The organism is Streptomyces hygroscopicus (genome assembly GCF_026168105.1).
GTDB classification, from domain to species: Bacteria; Actinomycetota; Actinomycetes; order Streptomycetales; family Streptomycetaceae; genus Streptomyces; species Streptomyces hygroscopicus_D.
On sequence record NZ_LBMW01000012.1, the window covers coordinates 24,253 to 41,280 of the forward strand.

The following is a 17,028-nucleotide window of genomic DNA, read 5'->3' on the forward strand; positions in this document are numbered from 1 at the left end:
ATGTGACCTGACGGTCACTCATACGCGTCCCGTACAAAGGCGTACGGAACACCAGACGGCGCCTGCCCGCAGTCCCCGACCGGACCTGGGCAGGCGCCGCCGCCTTCCCGCAGCCTCATGGCGTAGCCTCGGCCTCCCGTCCCCGTGGCGAAAGGGAGTCGCTGTGGCACCGATCAGCCTCCGCAAGATGGAGGAGGCCGCGCCCGCGCTGGTGAGTCTGTACAAGAGTGCCGGGGTGTCCCTCACCAAGCACGGGCTGAGCGGACAGCGGGCAGCCGTCTACCTGGTGGTCGACTACTCCGGGTCAATGAAGCCGTATTACCGGGACGGCAGCGTGCAGGCGCTCGCCGACCGGGTGCTCGGGCTGTCGGCGCACCTGGACGACGACGGGACCGTGCCCGTCGTCTTCTTCTCCACGGACATCGACACCGTCACCGAGATCTCCCTCGCCGATCACCGCGGCCGGATCGACCGGATCGTGGCCGGGCTCGGGCACATGGGCAGGACCAGCTACCACCTGGCGATGGACACCGTCATCGACCACTACCTCGACGGCGGCTCCACCGACCCCGCGCTCGTGGTCTTCCAGACCGACGGCGGCCCCATCAACAAGCTCGCCGCGGAACGGTATTTGTGCAAGGCGGCGAAGCTGCCTCTGTTCTGGCAGTTCATCGGGTTCGGTGATCCGGGCAGCAAGCAGTTCGACTTCCTGCGGAGGCTCGACGAGCTGCCGGTGCCGCAGAAACGGGTCGTGGACAACGCGGGCTTCTTCCATGCCGGCCCGGATCCGCGGAAGGTGTCCGACGCCGAGCTGTACGACCGGCTGGTGGGCGAGTTCCCGCAGTGGCTGGCGGCAGCGCGAGCCAAGGGGATCGTGGCCTGACCCCGGGTCCGCGACGGTCGGGTCGGGAGCGAGACGCCCGAACGGTACCGCGCCCTCAGGCAGGAGGGCGAACGCCGCTCAGGACGGCGGCCCGGCATTCCGTCGGCGTACCCCACGCCGTGCGCAGAGCACGGGCCTTCGTCAGCCAGAGGGAGAGGTCGTGCTCGGCGGTGTAGCCGATCGCGCCGTGCAGCTGGAGCGCGGTCCGAGCGGTCGCGTACGCCGCCTCGCAGGCCGCGGCCTTGGCGGCGGCCACATCCGCGGAGGTCATCGTCAGCGCGGCGCCGAAGAGCACCGGCCGCGCGAACTCCAGGGCGATCTTGGCGTCGGCCAGTCGATGTCTCACCGCCTGGAACGAACCCACCGGCACGCCGAACTGGACGCGCTGTTTGACGTACGCCACGGTTTTGTCGAGGAGGGCGAGACCGACGCCGAGGGCCTGCGCTGCCGTGGCGAGACGGGCCCGGGCGAGGGCGTCCGGGGGGACGGCGGGGGAGAGGAGCGCGCCGCCCGGGAGCGGAGTGGCGAGCCGACGGGCCGGATCCAGGGACGGCCGCACCCCCGGCCGGCAGCCGGGCGACCGCCACACCTTTCCGTCCTCGATCGTGAGGACGACGTCGGCCGCGTCCCCGTCCAGCGCGTACGGTGCGCCCACCGTGGCCAGGGCCGTGCCGGAGGCCAGCCGGGGCAGCAGCCGCTCGGCCTGCTCGGGCACGTCGGCGAGCAGGGACGCGGCGAGCACCGTCTCCACCAACGGACCCGGCACCGCATGCCGCCCCAACTCGACGAAAGCCACGGCGAGTTCCACGGGCAGCGGCCCGACCCCCTCGTACGCCTCCGGGACCGCCAGCGCGAAGACGCCTGCCTCCGCGAGCCGGGACCACAGCGCCCGTCCGGCCGCATGGTGGCCGGCGCTCCACGACCGTACGACGGACGGGGTGCCGGCGGCGGTCAGCAGAGCGTCCAACGAGCGGGCGAACGCCCGCTGTTCGCCGGTCGGAAGGAAGCGCATCAGCGGCGGCCCTTCGGCAGGCCGAGCAGGCGCTCGGCGATGATGTCGCGCTGGATCTCGTTCGTGCCGGCGTAGACGGGACCCGCGAGGGAGAAGACATAGCCCTCGGACCAGTCGGTGTCCGCCAACTCGCCCTCGTCACCCAGCAGATCGAGCGCGGTCTCGTGCAGGGCGATGTCGTACTCGGACCAGAAGACCTTGTTCAGACTGGACTCCGGGCCCAGCGACTCGCCGTCCAGGAAGCGGGACGCGCCCGCGTAGGTGAACAGCTGGTAGGCGCGGGCGCCGATCAACGCGTCGGCGACCCGGTCCCGGACGTCCCCGGGGCACCCCCGGGCGTGCCACAGCTCGACCAGCCGGGCGGCGGCGGCCAGGAAGCGGCCGGGCGAGCGCAGCGTCAGTCCGCGCTCGGTGCCCGCCGTCGACATGGCGATCCGCCAGCCCTGGCCCGGCTCGCCGATCACGTCCTCGTCGGGGACGAACACATCGTCCAGGAAGAGCTCGGCGAAGGCCGGCTTGCCGTCGAGACGGCCGATCGGTCGGACCGTCACTCCGGCCACGCGCAGATCGAACATGAGGTAGACGAGGCCCTGGTGCGGCGATCGGGGCACCGCCCGGGTGAGCGAAGCCGAGCGTGGCGCAGGCTCCGGGTCGCTGCGGAACAGCCCGAACGCACGGTCCGCGAACGCCGCCCGCGACGACCATGTCTTCTGTCCCCTCAGCAGCCACCCGCCCGCCGTGCGGACCGCCTTCGACGTGAGCGACGCCAGGTCCGAGCCCGCCTCCGGCTCGGACCACGCCTGCGCCCAGATCACCTCGCCCGACGCCATCGGAGGCAGGACGCGCGAGCGCTGCTCCTCCGTGCCGTACTCGAAGAGGGTGGGCGCGAGGAGGCTGATGCCGTTCTGGCTGACCCGGCCCGGTGCGCCCGCCGCGTAGTACTCCTCCTCGAAGATCAGCCAACGGATCAGCCCCGAGTCCCGTCCGCCGTACGCCGTCGGCCAGGACACCACCGACCAGCGGTCCGCCGCCAGTTCGGCCTCCCAGAGGCGGTGCGCCGCGAAGCCCTCCTCGGTCTCCAGGGAGGGCAGCGGGACCGCGGGCACGTGTGCGTCGAGCCAGGCCCTGGCCTCGGCGCGGAACGCCTCGTCGACGGGCGAGGGGGTCAGGTCCACGGTCACCGTCCTTCCCTAACAAGTGTTTGGTAGGTTAGCGTGGCCGTATGACAGACGTCGAGGGTCCGGCGTACGTCCCCGGGCACGGGCTGCTGGAGGGGCGCACCGCCGTCATCACCGCGGCGGCCGGGGCCGGTATCGGGGGAGCGACGGCGCGCCGGTTCCTGGAGGAGGGTGCGCGCGTGCTGATCAGCGACACGCATGAGCGCCGGCTGGGGGAGTGCGAGGCGGAACTCGCCCGGCGCTTCGGGGGCGCGGTGGCGGCGGCCGTCTGTGACGTCACCGATGAGACCCAGGTGCGGGCCCTCTTCGACAGCGCCCGTCGGCTGCACGGCCGGCTCGACATCGTCGTCAACAACGCAGGCCTGGGCGGCACCGCCGCGCTCGTCGACATGGGTGACGAGCAGTGGTCGAAGGTGCTGGACGTGACACTGAACGGCACATTCCGCTGCACCCGTGCGGCCCTGCGCTCGATGAGGGAGACGGGCGGCGGCGTGATCGTCAACAACGCCTCCGTGATCGGCTGGCGCGCCCAGGCCGGACAGGCGCACTACGCCGCCGCGAAGGCGGGCGTGATGGCCCTGACCCGGTGTGCGGCGATCGAGGCGGCCGAGTACGGAGTGCGGGTCAACGCGGTCTCGCCGAGCATCGCCATGCATCCGCACCTGGTGAGGGTCACCTCGCCCGAGCTGCTGGAGGACCTGACCGCGAGGGAGGCCTTCGGACGCTACGCACAGCCCTGGGAGGTGGCCAACGTGATCGTCTTCCTGGCCTCCGGCTACTCCTCGTACATGACCGGTGAGGTCGTCTCCGTCAGCAGCCAGCACGCCTAGGACCACAATGGATCCGTGCCGACCAAGAAGAAGCCCCAGGTGACCGCCGCGCCCGCCCGCCGCCGCGAACTCCTCGACACCGCCGCCGAGGTCTTCGCCGAGCAGGGCTACAACGCCACCACCGTACGCAAGATCGCCGATCACGCCGGGATGCTCGCGGGCAGCCTCTACTACCACTTCGACTCCAAGGAGTCGATGCTGGAGGAGATCCTGCGCACGTTCCTCGATGAGCTCTGGGACGGCTACGACACCGTCCTGGAAGCCGAACTCGGCCCGCGCGAGACCCTCGAGGCTCTGGTCACCGAGTCCTTCCGGGAGATCGACCGGCACCGCGCCGCCGTCGCGATCTACCAGAAGGAGTCCAAGCAGCTCGTGGCGCAGGACCGGTTCGTGTTCCTCGCCGAGTCGCAGCGCAAGTTCGAGAAGGCATGGCTGTCCACGCTGGAGCGTGGGGTCGCCGCCGAGGTCTTCCGGTCCGACCTCGACGTGCGGCTCACCTACCGGTTCGTGCGCGACACGGTGTGGGTCGCCGCGTCCTGGTACCGGCCCGGCGGACACCACAGCGCGGAGGAGATCGCCCGGCAGTACCTGTCGATGGTGCTCGACGGGATCGCCGTACGTACGTAGCCGCACGTGAACACCCGTTCTATGTGAGGGAGTCGACCATGGCCGAGGCCTATATCGTCGAAGCGGTCCGCACGCCCGTCGGGCGGCGAAGGGGCGGGCTGAGCGGGGTCCATCCGGCCGACCTGGGCGCCCATGTGCTCAAGGCCCTGGTGTCCCGCTCCGGCGTGGATCCGGCCGCTGTGGAGGACGTCGTCCTCGGCTGCCTGGACACGGTCGGGCCGCAGGCAGGCGACATCGCCCGCACCTGCTGGCTGGCCGCCGGGCTGCCCGAGGAGGTACCGGGGGTGACGGTCGACCGGCAGTGCGGTTCCTCGCAGCAGGCCGTGCACTTCGCGGCACAGGCCGTGCTGTCCGGCACACAGGACCTGGTGGTGGCGGGCGGGGTCCAGAACATGTCCCAGATCCCGATCGCCTTCGCCTCCCGCCAGGCCGCGGAACCGCTGGGGCTCACCGAGGGGCCGTTCGCGGGCAGCCGAGGATGGCGCGCCCGCTACGGTGACCAGCCCGTCAACCAGTTCCACGGCGCCGAACTCATCGCCGCCAAGTGGGGCATCAGCCGCCGCGACCAGGAGAAGTTCGCGCTGCGCTCGCACCAGCGGGCGGTCCGGGCGATCGATGAGGGCCGTTTCGGCCGGGAGACCGTCGCCCATGGCGAGGTCACGGTCGACGAGGGTCCGCGCCGGGACACCTCGCTGGAGAAGATGGCCGAGCTGAAACCGGTCCTCGAGGGCGGCACCGTCACCGCCGCCTGCTCCTCCCAGGTCTCCGACGGCGCGGCGGCCCTGCTGCTGGCCTCGGAGCGGGCGGTACGGGAACACGGGCTGACCCCGCGCGCCCGCATCCACCATCTCTCCGCGCGCGGCGAGGACCCGATCCGCATGCTCTCCGCCCCGATCCCGGCGACCGCGCACGCCCTGAAGAAGACCGGCCTCACGATCGACGACATCGACCTCGTAGAGATCAACGAAGCGTTCGCCCCTGTCGTCCTCGCCTGGCTCGAGGAGACCGGCGCCGACCCGGAGAAGGTCAACGTCAACGGCGGCGCCATCGCGCTCGGTCACCCGCTGGGCGCTACTGGCGCCAGGCTGATGACCACCCTGCTCCATGAACTCGAGCGCACCGGGGGCCGGTTCGGCCTCCAGACCATGTGCGAGGGCGGCGGCCAGGCCAACGTGACGATCATCGAACGGCTCTGAGCGCTTCCAGGGACTTCAGCACCTCCTCCGCCTCCGTCATGATCCGGTCCATCAGCTCCGCACACGACGGCAGGTCGTCGATCACCCCGGCGACCTGCCCCGACGCCATCACACCGAGGTCCGTCCGCCCGTCCACCATCGCGGACCTGAGCAGCATCGGCGTGTTGACGGCAAGCAGGACCTGACTCCACGACAGGTCCTTGCCGTGCTTCATGGCGAGGCCGTCCCGCACCATCTGCCGCCGGCTCAGCCCGGACAGCTTCCGGAAGCCTGCCGCACGCCGCACCGCACGCAGCAGCGCCGTCGTACGGCCGGAGCGCTCGAGAGCGTCGACCAGTTCCGTCCGCAGCATGCGGTGCGGCAGCCCGTCCACGGCCCGCGTCACCGTGACGTCCTTCACCGTCGCCGCCAGATACCGCGCCTTGACCGCGTCCGGGACCTTGGAGTCCGAGGTCAGCAGAAAGCGCGTGCCCATCGCGATGCCCGCCGCCCCGTACGCCAGCGCCGCGACCAGCCCCCGCCCGTCATGGAACCCGCCCGCCGCCACGACAGGAATGTCCACGGCGTCCACCACTTGCGGGAGCAACACGGTCGTCGCCACCTCGCCGGTGTGCCCGCCACCTTCTCCGCCCTGCACGATCACCGCGTCCGCACCCCAGCCGGCCACCTTCTCCGCATGCCTCCGCGCTCCCACGGACGGGATCACCACCACCCCCGCCGCCTTCAGCTCGGCGATCAGCTCGCGGGAGGGCGCCAGCGCGAAGGACGCGACCCGTACGCCCTCCTCGACGATGATCCGCACCCGGTCGCCCGCGTCCCCGGCGTCCGCGCGCAGATTCACTCCGAACGGCGCGTCCGTCCGCGATCCGACCTCCCGTATCGCCTCCCGCAGCCGGCCGGGTGTCATGGTCGCGGAGGCCAGAATTCCCAGCGCGCCCGCGTTCGCCGCGGCGGAGACCAGGCGCGGCCCGGCCACCCAGCCCATACCTGTCTGCACGACGGGGTGGCGGACCCCGACGAGCCGCGTCAGCGCGGTGTCCATCAGCGCCCGCCGCCCTCGGCGGCGGGACCGGGGACCTCGGCGACCCGGTCGGGCACCTCGCGCTCCCGTATCCCCTGGGGGTCGATCACCTCACGGATCAACCGCAGTTCCTCCCGCGTCGGTTCTCGGGTGCAGGGCACGTCGTCCGGGACAGTCAGCTCGAAACCCGTCGCCTGCCGTATCTCCTCCACCGTCACCCCCCGGTGCAGTGAGACCAGCCGCATCGAGTGATCCGGGGTGGCGAAGTCGAAGACGCCGAGGTCGGACACCACGCGCGGGATGCGATGGAACCGGGCGCTCAGAGGGTTCCGGGCCGCGCCGTCGTAACCGACACCGCACACCATGTCGACCCGCTCGACGAACACCCTCCGGGAGTGCCGCGGTATCCAGTAACTGGTCGGATTGTTCAGGGTGTTGACCGGCGCCCCGCGCACCCCGAGCAACTGCCGCCGCGGCCGTGCCCAAGCGCCGATGCACGAGATGTTCTGGTTGCCGAAGCGGTCGATCTGGCTCGCGCCCATCATGACGTGCCGCCGCCCGCCGGTGACCAGCGCCAGATGCTGTCGGTACGGCAACCAGCCTTCGATCGTCCCGTCCATGCCCACGAGCATCGCCTCGCCGTCGGTGAGCAGCAGATCCGGCGCAAAGGTGTGCCGGGCGAGCCGCGCCCCGACGGACGGAACCGGACCCATGGGGCTCGCGAGGATCTCCCCCGCGTGGCGCCATGCCTCCGCACAGGCGATCACGCAGTACTCGGCGCGTGTCGCTGCGCTCATGACCGCTCCTTGTGCCAGGCCTGGACGGCCGATTGATAGGCGTGCTCGTCGCCGGTGAGGAATTGCTCCGCGAACCGGGGCCAGGGTGTGGTCGCGTAGTGTCTCTGGAATACCTCGTCCCTCTCCCGGTCGGGTGCGCAGGACGTGAAGTGCGCGCCGTTCGGAGCCTCCACCACGCCGGTCACGGTGTGGCGTTTGACCAGCAGGGTCTGCGGTGCGGCCTCCTTCGTCAGCTCCGCCGTGTCCACGATGCGCTCGCACGAGACGTATGCCGTGTCGGCCGCCTCGCAGAACAGGTCGTCGAAGTACGGGTCCGGGCCCAGGTACTGGCCGTTGCCCAGCCGGTCGGCGCGGTTGACATGGACCAGGGCCGCGTCCATCCGCAGCGCGGGCATGGCCACGAACTCCTCGTGCGGACCCGTCCCGGCGCCGTCCTCGCACGACCCGGCGGCCTCTCCTCGAGCCCCGGGCGCCGCGGCTGGAACCGGACTGGCGCCCTCCTCGACCGATTCCGGACCTGCGGCCCACCCCCCGGCGCCGAACGGCCACCCCTCCTCGTACGGCGAAGTCACCGTCCGCAGGCCGGGGTTGACGCGCATCACGTCCGAGCCAATGGCCGCCCGCACCGGAAGGAACGGCAGCCGGTTCGCCGCCGCGTGCAGCCCCCACATGAACATCGCCTCGTCGACCTCCATCACCTCGAACGCGCCGCTCTCCCGGGCCGCGCGGTAGTGCGGTTCGAGTGGAATCGAGTCGAGGGTCGCGAACGCTGCGACCAGTCTCCGGATCCGCCCGGCTGCCGCGAGCATGCCGACGTCCGGGCCGCCGTAGGAGACGACCGTGAGGTCCGTGATCGCGGAGCGGAGCAGCGCCCGCACCAGGGCCATCGGTTTGCGGCGCGAGCCCCAGCCGCCGATGCCGAGGGTCATGCCGCTCTCCAGCCGGGAGACGACCTCGTCGGCGGTCATGGTCTTGTCCCTCATCTAGGTGCCCTCCTTTCCGAAGGTGTCGCGGACGCGGTCGGCCACGCCGCTGAGATTCGCCTCGAAGGTGAAGCCCTGCTCGAAGCGGTAGCTGCGGCGCACGTCGACCGGGTCGATGCCGTTGATGGCGGCCTTGGCCAGCCGGAGCAGCTCGCCGTCCTTGGCCGCGATCTCGCGGGCCAGCTCCAGGGCCGCCGCGCGCAGTGCGTCCCGTGGCACGACCCGCCACACCGAGCCGTGTGCCCGCAGCTCGGACGCCGTGGCCGTGCGCGAGGTGTAGTACAGGGCGCGCATCAGATGCGGGGGGACCAGCCGTGCCAGATGCGTGGCCGCGCCCAGGGCGCCGCGGTCCAGCTCCGGCAGCCCGAAGACGGCGTCCTCGCTCGCCACGATCGCGTCCGCGTTGCCCGCCAGGCCTATTCCGCCGCCCAGGCAGAAGCCCTGCACCGCCGCCACGACCGGCACCTCGCACTCGTACACCGCAGCGAAGGCTTCGAAGCAACCGCGGTTGGCTCCGATCAGCGCGCTTCTGCCCTCGGCCTGTATCTCCTTGATGTCCACACCCGCGTTGAATCCGCGACCCTCCGCGGCCAGCACGAGGCAGCGGACCTCCGTGTCGCGGCCCGCCGACCGCACGGCGTCGGCCAGGGCGAACCAGCCGGTCACCGGCAGGGCGTTCACCGGCGGGAAGTCGACGGTGACGACGGCGACCCCTTTTTCCGGGCACGAGGTGGAGACACCCATGGGCACATCAGCTACCTTTCCACCAAACGTTTGTTAGGTGCGATTCGAAGTTAGCAGTCGCCGCATCCCGACGGGAGGGCCTGTGGACAACTCGGAAGACCCCGCCCGCGGCGCATCACCAGGCGGACAACTCGCCGCGGCCGGCCGCGGACTGAGCGGCCGGACCGCCGTCGTCACCGGCGGGACCCGCGGCGTCGGCGCCGGAATCGCGCGAGCGTTCACCGAGGCCGGCGCCGATGTCGTGGTGTGCGCACGCCGCCCGCCCGAGACACCCTTGAGGGGCACCGAGTTCGTGCCGCTCGACGTGCGCGACCCGGTTGCCGTACGGGACTTCTTCGAAGCGCTGCCCCGGGTCGACGTGCTCGTCAACAACGCTGGCGGCGCCCCGTACCGGTGCCTCGCGGACGCCGCTCCGGAGCGGCACGCCCGGGTCGTCGAACTCAATCTCGTCGCACCGCTGACCGTGTCCCTCGCCGCGTACCAGCACCTCAGGCGCGCCCGGGGAGCCGTCGTGATGATCGGCAGCGTAAGCGGCACCCGCCCCTCACCGGGCACCGCCGCGTACGGGGCGGCCAAGGCGGGGCTGGAGAGCCTCGCCCGCTCCATGGCGGCGGAATGGGCGCCGGAGGTGCGGGTCAACACGCTCGTCGCCGGGATGGTTCACACCGAGCTCTCCCACCTCCACTACGGCGGCGAGGACGGCATCGCGGCTGTCTCCCGCACCGTGCCGCTCGGGCGGCTCGCCGAGCCCTCCGACATCGGCGCGGCCGCTGTCTTCCTCGCCTCGGAAGCCGCCGCGTACATCACCGGTGCGAGCCTGCTGGTGCACGGGGGCGGGGAGCGGCCGGCGTTCCTCGACGCGGCGACCGCCGACAAGGCGCATGGCAGGAGACGTTGTACCGACAAGTCGATCCATCGACACGGCCTGTAAGGGGACATGACGTGACGGGTATCGCCGACGGCCGGGTAGTGGTCGTCACCGGCGCCGGCCGCGGTCTGGGCCGCGCCCACGCGCTCGCGTTCGCGGCCGAGGGCGCCAAGGTCGTGGTCAACGACCTCGGGGTCGGCCTCGATGGCACGCCCGGAGTCGACAGCCCGGCCGGGCGGGTCGTCGACGAGATCCGCGCGGCCGGCGGCGACGCGGTCGCGCACGGCGGCGACATCGCGACGGGAGCCGGGGCCGCCTCCCTGGTGGCGACCGCCCTCAAGGCCTACGGACGGCTCGACACCCTCGTCAACAACGCCGGTTTCCTGCGGGACCGGATGCTGGTCAACCTCGACGAGGACGACTGGGACGCCGTCCTGCGGGTGCATCTGAAGGGGCACTTCCTGCCGCTGAAGCACGCGGCCGCCCACTGGCGGGCCGAGGCGAAGGCGGGCCGCGCGCCGTGGGCCCGGGTCGTCAACACCAGTAGCGGAGCCGGGCTGTTGGGCTCGGTGGGGCAGGGGAACTACAGCGCGGCGAAGGCCGGCATCGTCGCTCTCACACTGGTCGCTGCGGCCGAACTCGGGCGCTACGGCGTACAGGTCAACGCCATCGCCCCCGCCGCGCGCACGCGGATGACCGAGCGCACGTTCGCCGAGACCATGGCCGCACCCGATGCCGGTTTCGACGCGATGGCCCCCGAAAATGTCTCGCCCCTGGTCGTCTGGCTCGGCTCCGCCGCGAGCGCCGGGGTCACCGGTCGTGTCTTCGAGGCCGAGGGCGGAAGGATCACCGTCATGGAGGGCTGGCGGCAGGGTCCGACCGCCGACAAGGGTGCGCGCCGTACTCCGGCCGAGGCGGGCGAGACCGCGCTGAAGCTGCTGGCGGAGGCGGTGACACCGGGCGCGGTGTACGGGGCCGAGTAGCAACCGCGTCGGGCGCCGTCGTCTCATGCGCCGAGCGTGTCGGCGGCCGTCGCCTCATGCCGTGGGCGCGCCGGGCGCCTCGCCTCACGCCCTGAGTGCGCCGGGCGCCGTGCCTCACGCGCTGAGCGCGTGGGGCGCCGTCGTCTCACGCCCCGAGCGCGCCGGGCCCGGCTTCCAGCAGGCGCGTTATCACGCCGTGCCCCGTCTGCTGGTCGTTCGCCGCCGTGGGCCGGCCGTCGCGCAGGAGCGCCACCTCGACGGTCACCGTCCCGGGTTCCTCCTCCCAACGGCGCGTGACGTACCGGTGCCCCGGGCCGTACGTCGCCTCCAGGGCCGCCCGGAGCTCCGCCGCGACGTCCAGGGCCAGCCAGCGCCGGGCCTCGGCCAGAGCCTCCCGCCGCGCCCGTGCCCCGTGGGCCAGCAGGGCCCGTACGCAGCCGGGAGATCCGCGGCGGGCGGCCGCCACCAGCGGCGGTTCGCCCGTAGGACCCGGAAGGTCCGGGTCCGCGCCCGCCGCCAGCAGGGCCTGGACGACCTCGGCGTGCCCCCGCTGGACCGCCCACGTCAGCGCCCGGAACCCGTACCCCTCCTCCAGATCGGGCGTCGCCCCGGCCGCCAGCAGTGCCCCGACGACCTCGGTGTGTCCGCCACAGGCGGCACCGCACAGCGGCGCGTCGGCCTCCGCGCTGAGACGGTCGGGGTCGGCCCCGGCCGCCAGCAGCAGCCGGACGACGCCGGGCGCGTCACTCACCGCCGCCAGATACAGGGCCGTCTGACCCTCCGCGTCGGCCGACTCGGGGCTCACACCCGCGCGCAGCAGCCGCAGGACGGCGTCCTCGTTCCCTTCGTGCACCGCCGTGAACAGCCCCGGCGGCTCGTGCGTGTTCATGTCTCGACCCTCGCTCCCCGAGGGTGCCGGGGGCAAAGACATGTGAGGTGTTCTGTGCCACCTCCGTGCCGCCGTGCTGCCTCTCACCTCACGCCCGGCATCGGCCGGGCCTCATGTGTCGCATTCCAGCACGGTCCGGCACAGCCCGCAGCGGGCCCGCACCCGCCCCCGGACGGGAACCCGGATCCGCTGGTGGCAGGTCGGGCACGGGAAGGAGACACGCAGCGGGCCACGGCCGCCCGGGGTGAAGGAGTACGGGACACCCGGATGCGGCCCGGGGGCGGACTGGTCCTGGGCGTAGCGGCGGTCCCTGGCATAGCGGCGGCGGCCCGCCCAGCCGGCCGACGTCAGCGGCGGCTGCTGTTCGTCGCGGCGGGCCTGCGCCAGGCCCTTCGTGTACGCCGTGTACGCCTGAGGGCTGGTGAACCAGATCGCCGGGTCCTCGCCGAACACCAGCGCCCGCTTGGCGAGCACGTACCCGAACTCCTCGGGGGTCAGATAACCGAGCTTCTGCGACGACGCCCCGTCCTCGCGGTAGGCGTCCAGGAGCAGCCAGCCCGCACCCAGGTAGGTGGCCGCCGTGTCGGTGAGGATCTCGTTGTCGCGCGTGCTGGGGAAGGACAGGCCGAGGCGGTGCAGATAGACGTGCATCACCTCGTGTGCGAGAGCCGCACCGATGTCCCGGCGATGGGTGCGGAACCGGTCGTTCAGTTCCACGAAGTACTCGGGACCCGCGGCGAGTTCGACGTTGGCCGCGTGTGTCATCTCACGGAAGCTGACGACCATCCGGGCGTCCGGGAGCCGGTAGTGCCGCACCAGCTCGTGCGCCACGCGCTGTGCGCCCAGATGCAGGTCGTCCTGGTCGGAGAACGCCACGTCGGCGGGCAGCACACTGGTCGCGAAGGTGCGGACGGTGTCGTACGAGAGCCGTTTGTACAGCGCGGTGATGGCCGCCCGCACCGTGTCCAGATGTGGATAGCCGTGCTCGACCGGTCCGCCGTTCGCCACGTCCGCACCCCCTGAAGACGTCAGCTGTGCTTCCACTGTAGGCGCGCTCCCTCCCGGTGGCAGGGCCTGCGCGAGCGCGAGGACCTCGTGTCGCACGGACCTTCGGCCGGGCGTACCGCCCCCGGCCGGACATCGCTTCGTGCCGTCCCGGCCCCGCGGTCCTTCGCGGTCGCACCCGTCGCACCCCTGGCGGGTACGGAGGACGCCCGCCGCCCCGGCCGGGGGCGTTCCACGGAACGCGGCGGGCGGACGCCGTGGCACGGGCAGGGGAGCGAGCCGCCCGCCGCACGGGCGACGATCCGCACTCCGGACAGGAACGATCGAGTATCTGCGCGCCCCGTAGGGTGGTCGCCCATGACCACCCGCCACAACGCGACCGGAGACATCGACCCGGCCGTCCGCGCCGAACTCGCCCGGCTGCGTGACAGCATCGACAACATCGACGCCGCCGTCGTCCACATGCTCGCCGAACGCTTCAAGTGCACGCAGCAGGTCGGCCACCTCAAGGCCGCGCACCAGCTGCCGCCCGCCGACCCGGCCCGCGAGGCCGCCCAGATCGCCCGGCTGCGCCGGCTCGCCGAGAACGCCAAGCTCGACCCCGCGTTCGCGGAAAAACTGCTGAATTTCATCGTCGCCGAGGTCATCCGCCACCACGAGCGCATCGCCGAGGGCGCCACGGCCGTCCCCGACGCCCCGGGGGAGTGACATCCGGCCGCCGGCCGGGCATCCTGCGCTGAACGCTCCGCGCCGGGCCGGCGGACGCACCGTGACCGGGCCGGGCGAGTGACTCTTTGTCAGGTCAAAGGAACGTGCGGTAGGACGGTTCGGGCATAAGCTGGTTGCCCAAGCGAGGGGACGTCGGACCATGCCGTCTGATGCCAAGATCCTCATCGTCGACGACCATGAGGGCACGCTCTACGCGCTGGAGAGCGCCCTGGCCCCGCTGGGCCACCGGCTGACCCGTGCCACCAGCGGCGACGCCGCGCTCAAGGAGGTCCTGCGCGGCCAGATCGGGCTTCTGCTCCTCGATGTGCGCATGCCCAAGGTGAGCGGTCTCGATGTCGTGCGCTACATGCGGCGGGTGGAACAGACACAGCACATTCCGATCATCCTGCTCACCGGCTTCGGACCCGATGCGGAACTCACCGTGGCCGCTTTCGGCCTCGGTGTCGCCGACCTCATGATGAAACCGGTGGACCCCTGGGCCCTGCGCACCAAGGTCCGTTACCTCTACGACGCCCACCAGCGCTCCCAGGCCCTGGAAGAGGAAGTGCGCACCCTGCGCGCACGCCTCGGGAAGCATCCCGCACCCCCGGTCCGCGCCCTGCCCCACCCGGACGCGCGCGTTCCGGCCCAGCGGGAGGACTTCGCCCAGGGACCGGCCCGCGAAACCACCTCGCCGCAGGGCGAGAGACGGACATAGGGCTTGTACCGGACCGCCCCTGTGCCCTGCCGACGGCATCAGGCAGCATGTCCCTCATGTCCGTACTGACGCGCGACGAAGCGCAGACCCGTGCCCGGCTCCTCGACGTCCACCGTTACGAGATCGCCCTCGATCTCGCCCGTGGCGAGAAGACCTTCGACTCCCGCACCGTCATCCGCTTCACGGCCCGCGCCGCCGCGGACACCTTCGTCGAGGTAAAGCCCGCCGAACTGCGCTCGGCCACCCTGGACGGACAGCCCCTCGACCCCGGGACCCTCGCCGAGGACCGGCTGCCGCTCAAGGGCCTCACCGAGGGCGAGCACGAACTGCGCATCGACGCCGTCATGCGCTACTCGCACACCGGCGAGGGCATGCACCGTTTCACCGACCCCACCGACGGCGAGACGTACGTCTACACCCAGATGTTCATGGACGACGTCCAGCGCGTCTTCGCCGCCTTCGACCAGCCCGACCTCAAGGCCGTCTTCGACCTGACCGTGACGGCGCCCGAGGGCTGGAGCGTCCTCGCCAACGGCATCACCACCCACGAGGAGGACGGCACCTGGCGGGCCGCCACCACCCCGCTCATCTCCACCTACCTGGTCGCCGTCGCCGCCGGCCCCTGGCACTCCGTGCGCACCGAACACCGCGGGCTGCCCTTCGGCGTCCACTGCCGCCGCTCGCTCGCCCCTCACCTCGACGCCGACGCGGACGAACTCTTCGAGATCACCCGCCAGTGCTTCGACCGCTATCACGAGAAGTTCGAGGAGCCCTACCCCTTCGACTCCTACGACCAGGCGTTCGTCCCCGAGTTCAACGCCGGGGCGATGGAGAACCCCGGTCTCGTCACCTTCCGCGACGAGTTCGTCTACCGTTCCGCGGTCACCGACACCCAGCGCCAGACCCGCGCCATGGTCATCGCCCACGAGATGGCCCACATGTGGTTCGGCGACCTCGTCACCCTGCGCTGGTGGGACGACATCTGGCTGAACGAGTCGTTCGCCGAGTACATGGGTTACCAGACCCTCACCGAGGCCACCCGCTTCACCGACACCTGGACCGACTTCGGCGTCGCCCGCAAGTCCTGGGGCTACGACGCCGACCAGCGGCCCTCCACCCACCCCGTGGCCCCCGAAGCGGTCGACGACACCGCCTCCGCGCTCCTCAACTTCGACGGCATCTCCTACGCCAAGGGCGCCTCCGCGCTGCGGCAACTGGTGGCCTGGCTCGGCGAGAAGGACTTCCTCGCCGGCATCAACAGCCACTTCGCCCGCCACCGCTTCGGCAACGCCACCCTCGCCGACTTCATCGACTCCCTCGCCGACGCCACCGATCGCGACGTGCACGCCTGGGCCGACTCCTGGCTGCGCACCACCGGCGTCGACACCCTCACCCCGCAGCTCACCCAGGCCGAAGACGGCACCTGCTCCCTCACCGTCGGGCACGACGGCAGTCGCCCGCACCGCATCGCCGTCGGCCTCTACGACCAGAACCTCGCCGACGACGGCACCCTCACCCTGCGCGAACGCCTCGACCTGGACATCCCGCAGAGCGCGCCGCAGCCTCTCGGCAAACGCCCCGCCCTGCTCCTGCTCAACGACGGCGACCTCACCTACGCCAAGGTCCGCTTCGACCCCGGGTCCTTCGAGACGGTACGCGGAGCCCTGTCCGGCCTGCCCGAACCGCTCACCCGCGCGGTCGTGTGGAACGCCCTGCGGGATGCCGTACGCGACGGCCAACTCCCCGCCACCGCCTACCTGGAGACCGCCCGCACCCACCTGCCGCACGAGAGGGACCTGGCCCTCGTCGAAGGCGTCCTGGCCTTCGCCTCCGCCCATATCGCCGACCGCTATCTGCCCTCCCCCAAGCTCTCGACCCCGCTCGAGCAGGGAGGTAACCCCATCGACCGGCCCGCCGCGCTCGCCGGCCTCACCCACATCTGCCGTGACCTCATCCGCCGCACCGAGGACGGTTCCCACCCGGGACTGCGCCTGATCGCCGTACGCCACTTCATCGACGCCGCCGCCCACCCCGACACCATCGCCGCCTGGCTCGCCGACGGCACCGTGCCCGGCGGTCCCGAGCTCGATCCCGAACTGCGCTGGCGCATCCTCGGCCGCCTCGCCGTCCTCGGCGCCGTGGACGAGCGGGCGATCGCCGAGGAGCTCGACCGCGACCCCAGCGCCACCGGCCAGGAAGGCGCCGCCCGCTGCCGTGCCGCGCTGCCCGACCCCGCCGCCAAGCGGGAGGCCTGGGAGGCGATGTTCGCCACCGACGACCTCTCCAACTACCTGTTCACCGCGACCGCGCAGGGCTTCTGGCAGCCCGAACAGGCCGATCTCGTCGAGGAGTACGTCGACCGCTACTGGACCGACGCCCCCGCCGTCGCCGCCCGCCGCGGCCCCGCCATCGCCTCCGCCGCGGGCCGCTGGGCCTTCCCCCGCTACGCCGTCACCGCGAACACCCTCCTCCGTGGCGAACAGTGCCTGCGCGAGGCGGACCCCGTCCCCGCCCTGCGCCGCAGGCTCGTCGACGAACTCGACGACCTGGGGCGGGCGTTGCGCATCCGCGAGGCGTAGCCTCCCC

Annotated in this window: 17 protein-coding genes; 9 read left to right on the plus strand and 8 right to left on the minus strand. The window is 71.9% G+C overall.

The genetic code is table 11. The features are described 5' to 3' along the window. Positions 1-163 precede the first annotated feature (163 nt). Complete coding sequence (locus AAW14_RS14330; protein WP_265563855.1) at positions 164-883, plus strand: vWA domain-containing protein; 720 nt, start codon at positions 164-166, stop codon at positions 881-883. 55 nt (positions 884-938) lie between these two features. Here AAW14_RS14330 and AAW14_RS14335 read toward each other — a convergent pair whose 3' ends face one another. Together AAW14_RS14335 and AAW14_RS14340 are read right to left on the minus strand one after the other, a co-directional pair. After that, complete coding sequence (locus AAW14_RS14335) at positions 939-1,895, minus strand: acyl-CoA dehydrogenase family protein (RefSeq protein WP_265563857.1); 957 nt, start codon at positions 1,893-1,895, stop codon at positions 939-941. Next, on the minus strand, positions 1,895-3,070 hold the full coding sequence (locus AAW14_RS14340; protein ID WP_265563859.1) for an acyl-CoA dehydrogenase family protein: 1,176 nt from the start codon (positions 3,068-3,070) through the stop codon (positions 1,895-1,897). The genes AAW14_RS14335 and AAW14_RS14340 overlap by 1 nt, the downstream gene beginning before the upstream one ends. Before the next feature lie 47 nt (positions 3,071-3,117). Here AAW14_RS14340 and AAW14_RS14345 point away from each other — a divergent pair, with 47 nt between their 5' ends. From AAW14_RS14345 to AAW14_RS14355, 3 genes are read left to right on the plus strand one after another with little or no spacing between them, the layout of a single operon-like run. After that, complete coding sequence (locus AAW14_RS14345) at positions 3,118-3,903, plus strand: SDR family oxidoreductase (RefSeq protein WP_265563861.1); 786 nt, start codon at positions 3,118-3,120, stop codon at positions 3,901-3,903. Between the two features lie 15 nt (positions 3,904-3,918). Beyond that, positions 3,919-4,530: a TetR/AcrR family transcriptional regulator gene (locus tag AAW14_RS14350; RefSeq protein ID WP_265563863.1), complete on the plus strand. Its 612-nt coding sequence runs from the start codon at positions 3,919-3,921 to the stop codon at positions 4,528-4,530. Positions 4,531-4,568: 38 nt separating this feature from the next. Continuing rightward, complete coding sequence (locus AAW14_RS14355) at positions 4,569-5,726, plus strand: acetyl-CoA C-acetyltransferase (RefSeq protein WP_265563865.1); 1,158 nt, start codon at positions 4,569-4,571, stop codon at positions 5,724-5,726. On the opposite strand, the gene AAW14_RS14360 is transcribed toward AAW14_RS14355, so the two are convergent. The 4 genes from AAW14_RS14360 to AAW14_RS14375 are packed head-to-tail and all read right to left on the minus strand — an operon-like array spanning position 5,710 to position 9,271. Next, positions 5,710-6,768: an NAD(P)H-dependent flavin oxidoreductase gene (locus AAW14_RS14360; RefSeq protein WP_265563867.1), complete on the minus strand. Its 1,059-nt coding sequence runs from the start codon at positions 6,766-6,768 to the stop codon at positions 5,710-5,712. The genes AAW14_RS14355 and AAW14_RS14360 overlap by 17 nt on opposite strands. Further along, positions 6,768-7,544, minus strand: a complete 777-nt coding sequence (locus AAW14_RS14365) for a CoA-transferase subunit beta (RefSeq protein WP_265563870.1) — start codon at positions 7,542-7,544, stop codon at positions 6,768-6,770. Before AAW14_RS14365 ends, AAW14_RS14360 begins: the two co-directional genes overlap by 1 nt. Then, the gene (locus AAW14_RS14370) at positions 7,541-8,527 is read right to left on the minus strand and encodes a CoA transferase subunit A (RefSeq protein WP_265563872.1); all 987 of its coding nucleotides are present in this window, start codon (positions 8,525-8,527) and stop codon (positions 7,541-7,543) included. The genes AAW14_RS14365 and AAW14_RS14370 overlap by 4 nt, the downstream gene beginning before the upstream one ends. Then, complete coding sequence (locus AAW14_RS14375; protein WP_265563874.1) at positions 8,528-9,271, minus strand: enoyl-CoA hydratase family protein; 744 nt, start codon at positions 9,269-9,271, stop codon at positions 8,528-8,530. A 151-nt stretch (positions 9,272-9,422) separates the two neighbouring features. Between AAW14_RS14375 and AAW14_RS14380 the strand changes: the two genes are divergently transcribed. Both AAW14_RS14380 and AAW14_RS14385 read left to right on the plus strand, forming a co-directional pair. Beyond that, complete coding sequence (locus tag AAW14_RS14380; protein WP_265564115.1) at positions 9,423-10,202, plus strand: SDR family oxidoreductase; 780 nt, start codon at positions 9,423-9,425, stop codon at positions 10,200-10,202. An 11-nt stretch (positions 10,203-10,213) separates the two neighbouring features. Then, complete coding sequence (locus tag AAW14_RS14385) at positions 10,214-11,122, plus strand: SDR family oxidoreductase (RefSeq protein ID WP_265563876.1); 909 nt, start codon at positions 10,214-10,216, stop codon at positions 11,120-11,122. A gap of 145 nt (positions 11,123-11,267) precedes the next feature. Here AAW14_RS14385 and AAW14_RS14390 read toward each other — a convergent pair whose 3' ends face one another. Further along, positions 11,268-12,011, minus strand: a complete 744-nt coding sequence (locus tag AAW14_RS14390; protein WP_265563877.1) for an ankyrin repeat domain-containing protein — start codon at positions 12,009-12,011, stop codon at positions 11,268-11,270. A 111-nt stretch (positions 12,012-12,122) separates the two neighbouring features. Beyond that, positions 12,123-13,019, minus strand: a complete 897-nt coding sequence (locus tag AAW14_RS14395; RefSeq protein WP_265563880.1) for a hypothetical protein — start codon at positions 13,017-13,019, stop codon at positions 12,123-12,125. A 354-nt stretch (positions 13,020-13,373) separates the two neighbouring features. Between AAW14_RS14395 and AAW14_RS14400 the strand changes: the two genes are divergently transcribed. The 3 genes from AAW14_RS14400 (at position 13,374) to pepN (ending at position 17,021) form a co-directional block, all read left to right on the plus strand. Next, a complete protein-coding gene (locus tag AAW14_RS14400; RefSeq protein ID WP_265563882.1) occupies positions 13,374-13,724 on the plus strand; it encodes a chorismate mutase in 351 nt (116 codons plus the stop codon). A 160-nt stretch (positions 13,725-13,884) separates the two neighbouring features. Continuing rightward, a complete protein-coding gene (locus AAW14_RS14405; protein ID WP_265563884.1) occupies positions 13,885-14,442 on the plus strand; it encodes a response regulator in 558 nt (185 codons plus the stop codon). Positions 14,443-14,489: 47 nt separating this feature from the next. Next, entirely contained in the window at positions 14,490-17,021 is a 2,532-nt protein-coding gene (gene pepN, locus AAW14_RS14410; RefSeq protein ID WP_265563885.1) for an aminopeptidase N, read from the plus strand. Positions 17,022-17,028 lie beyond the last annotated feature (7 nt).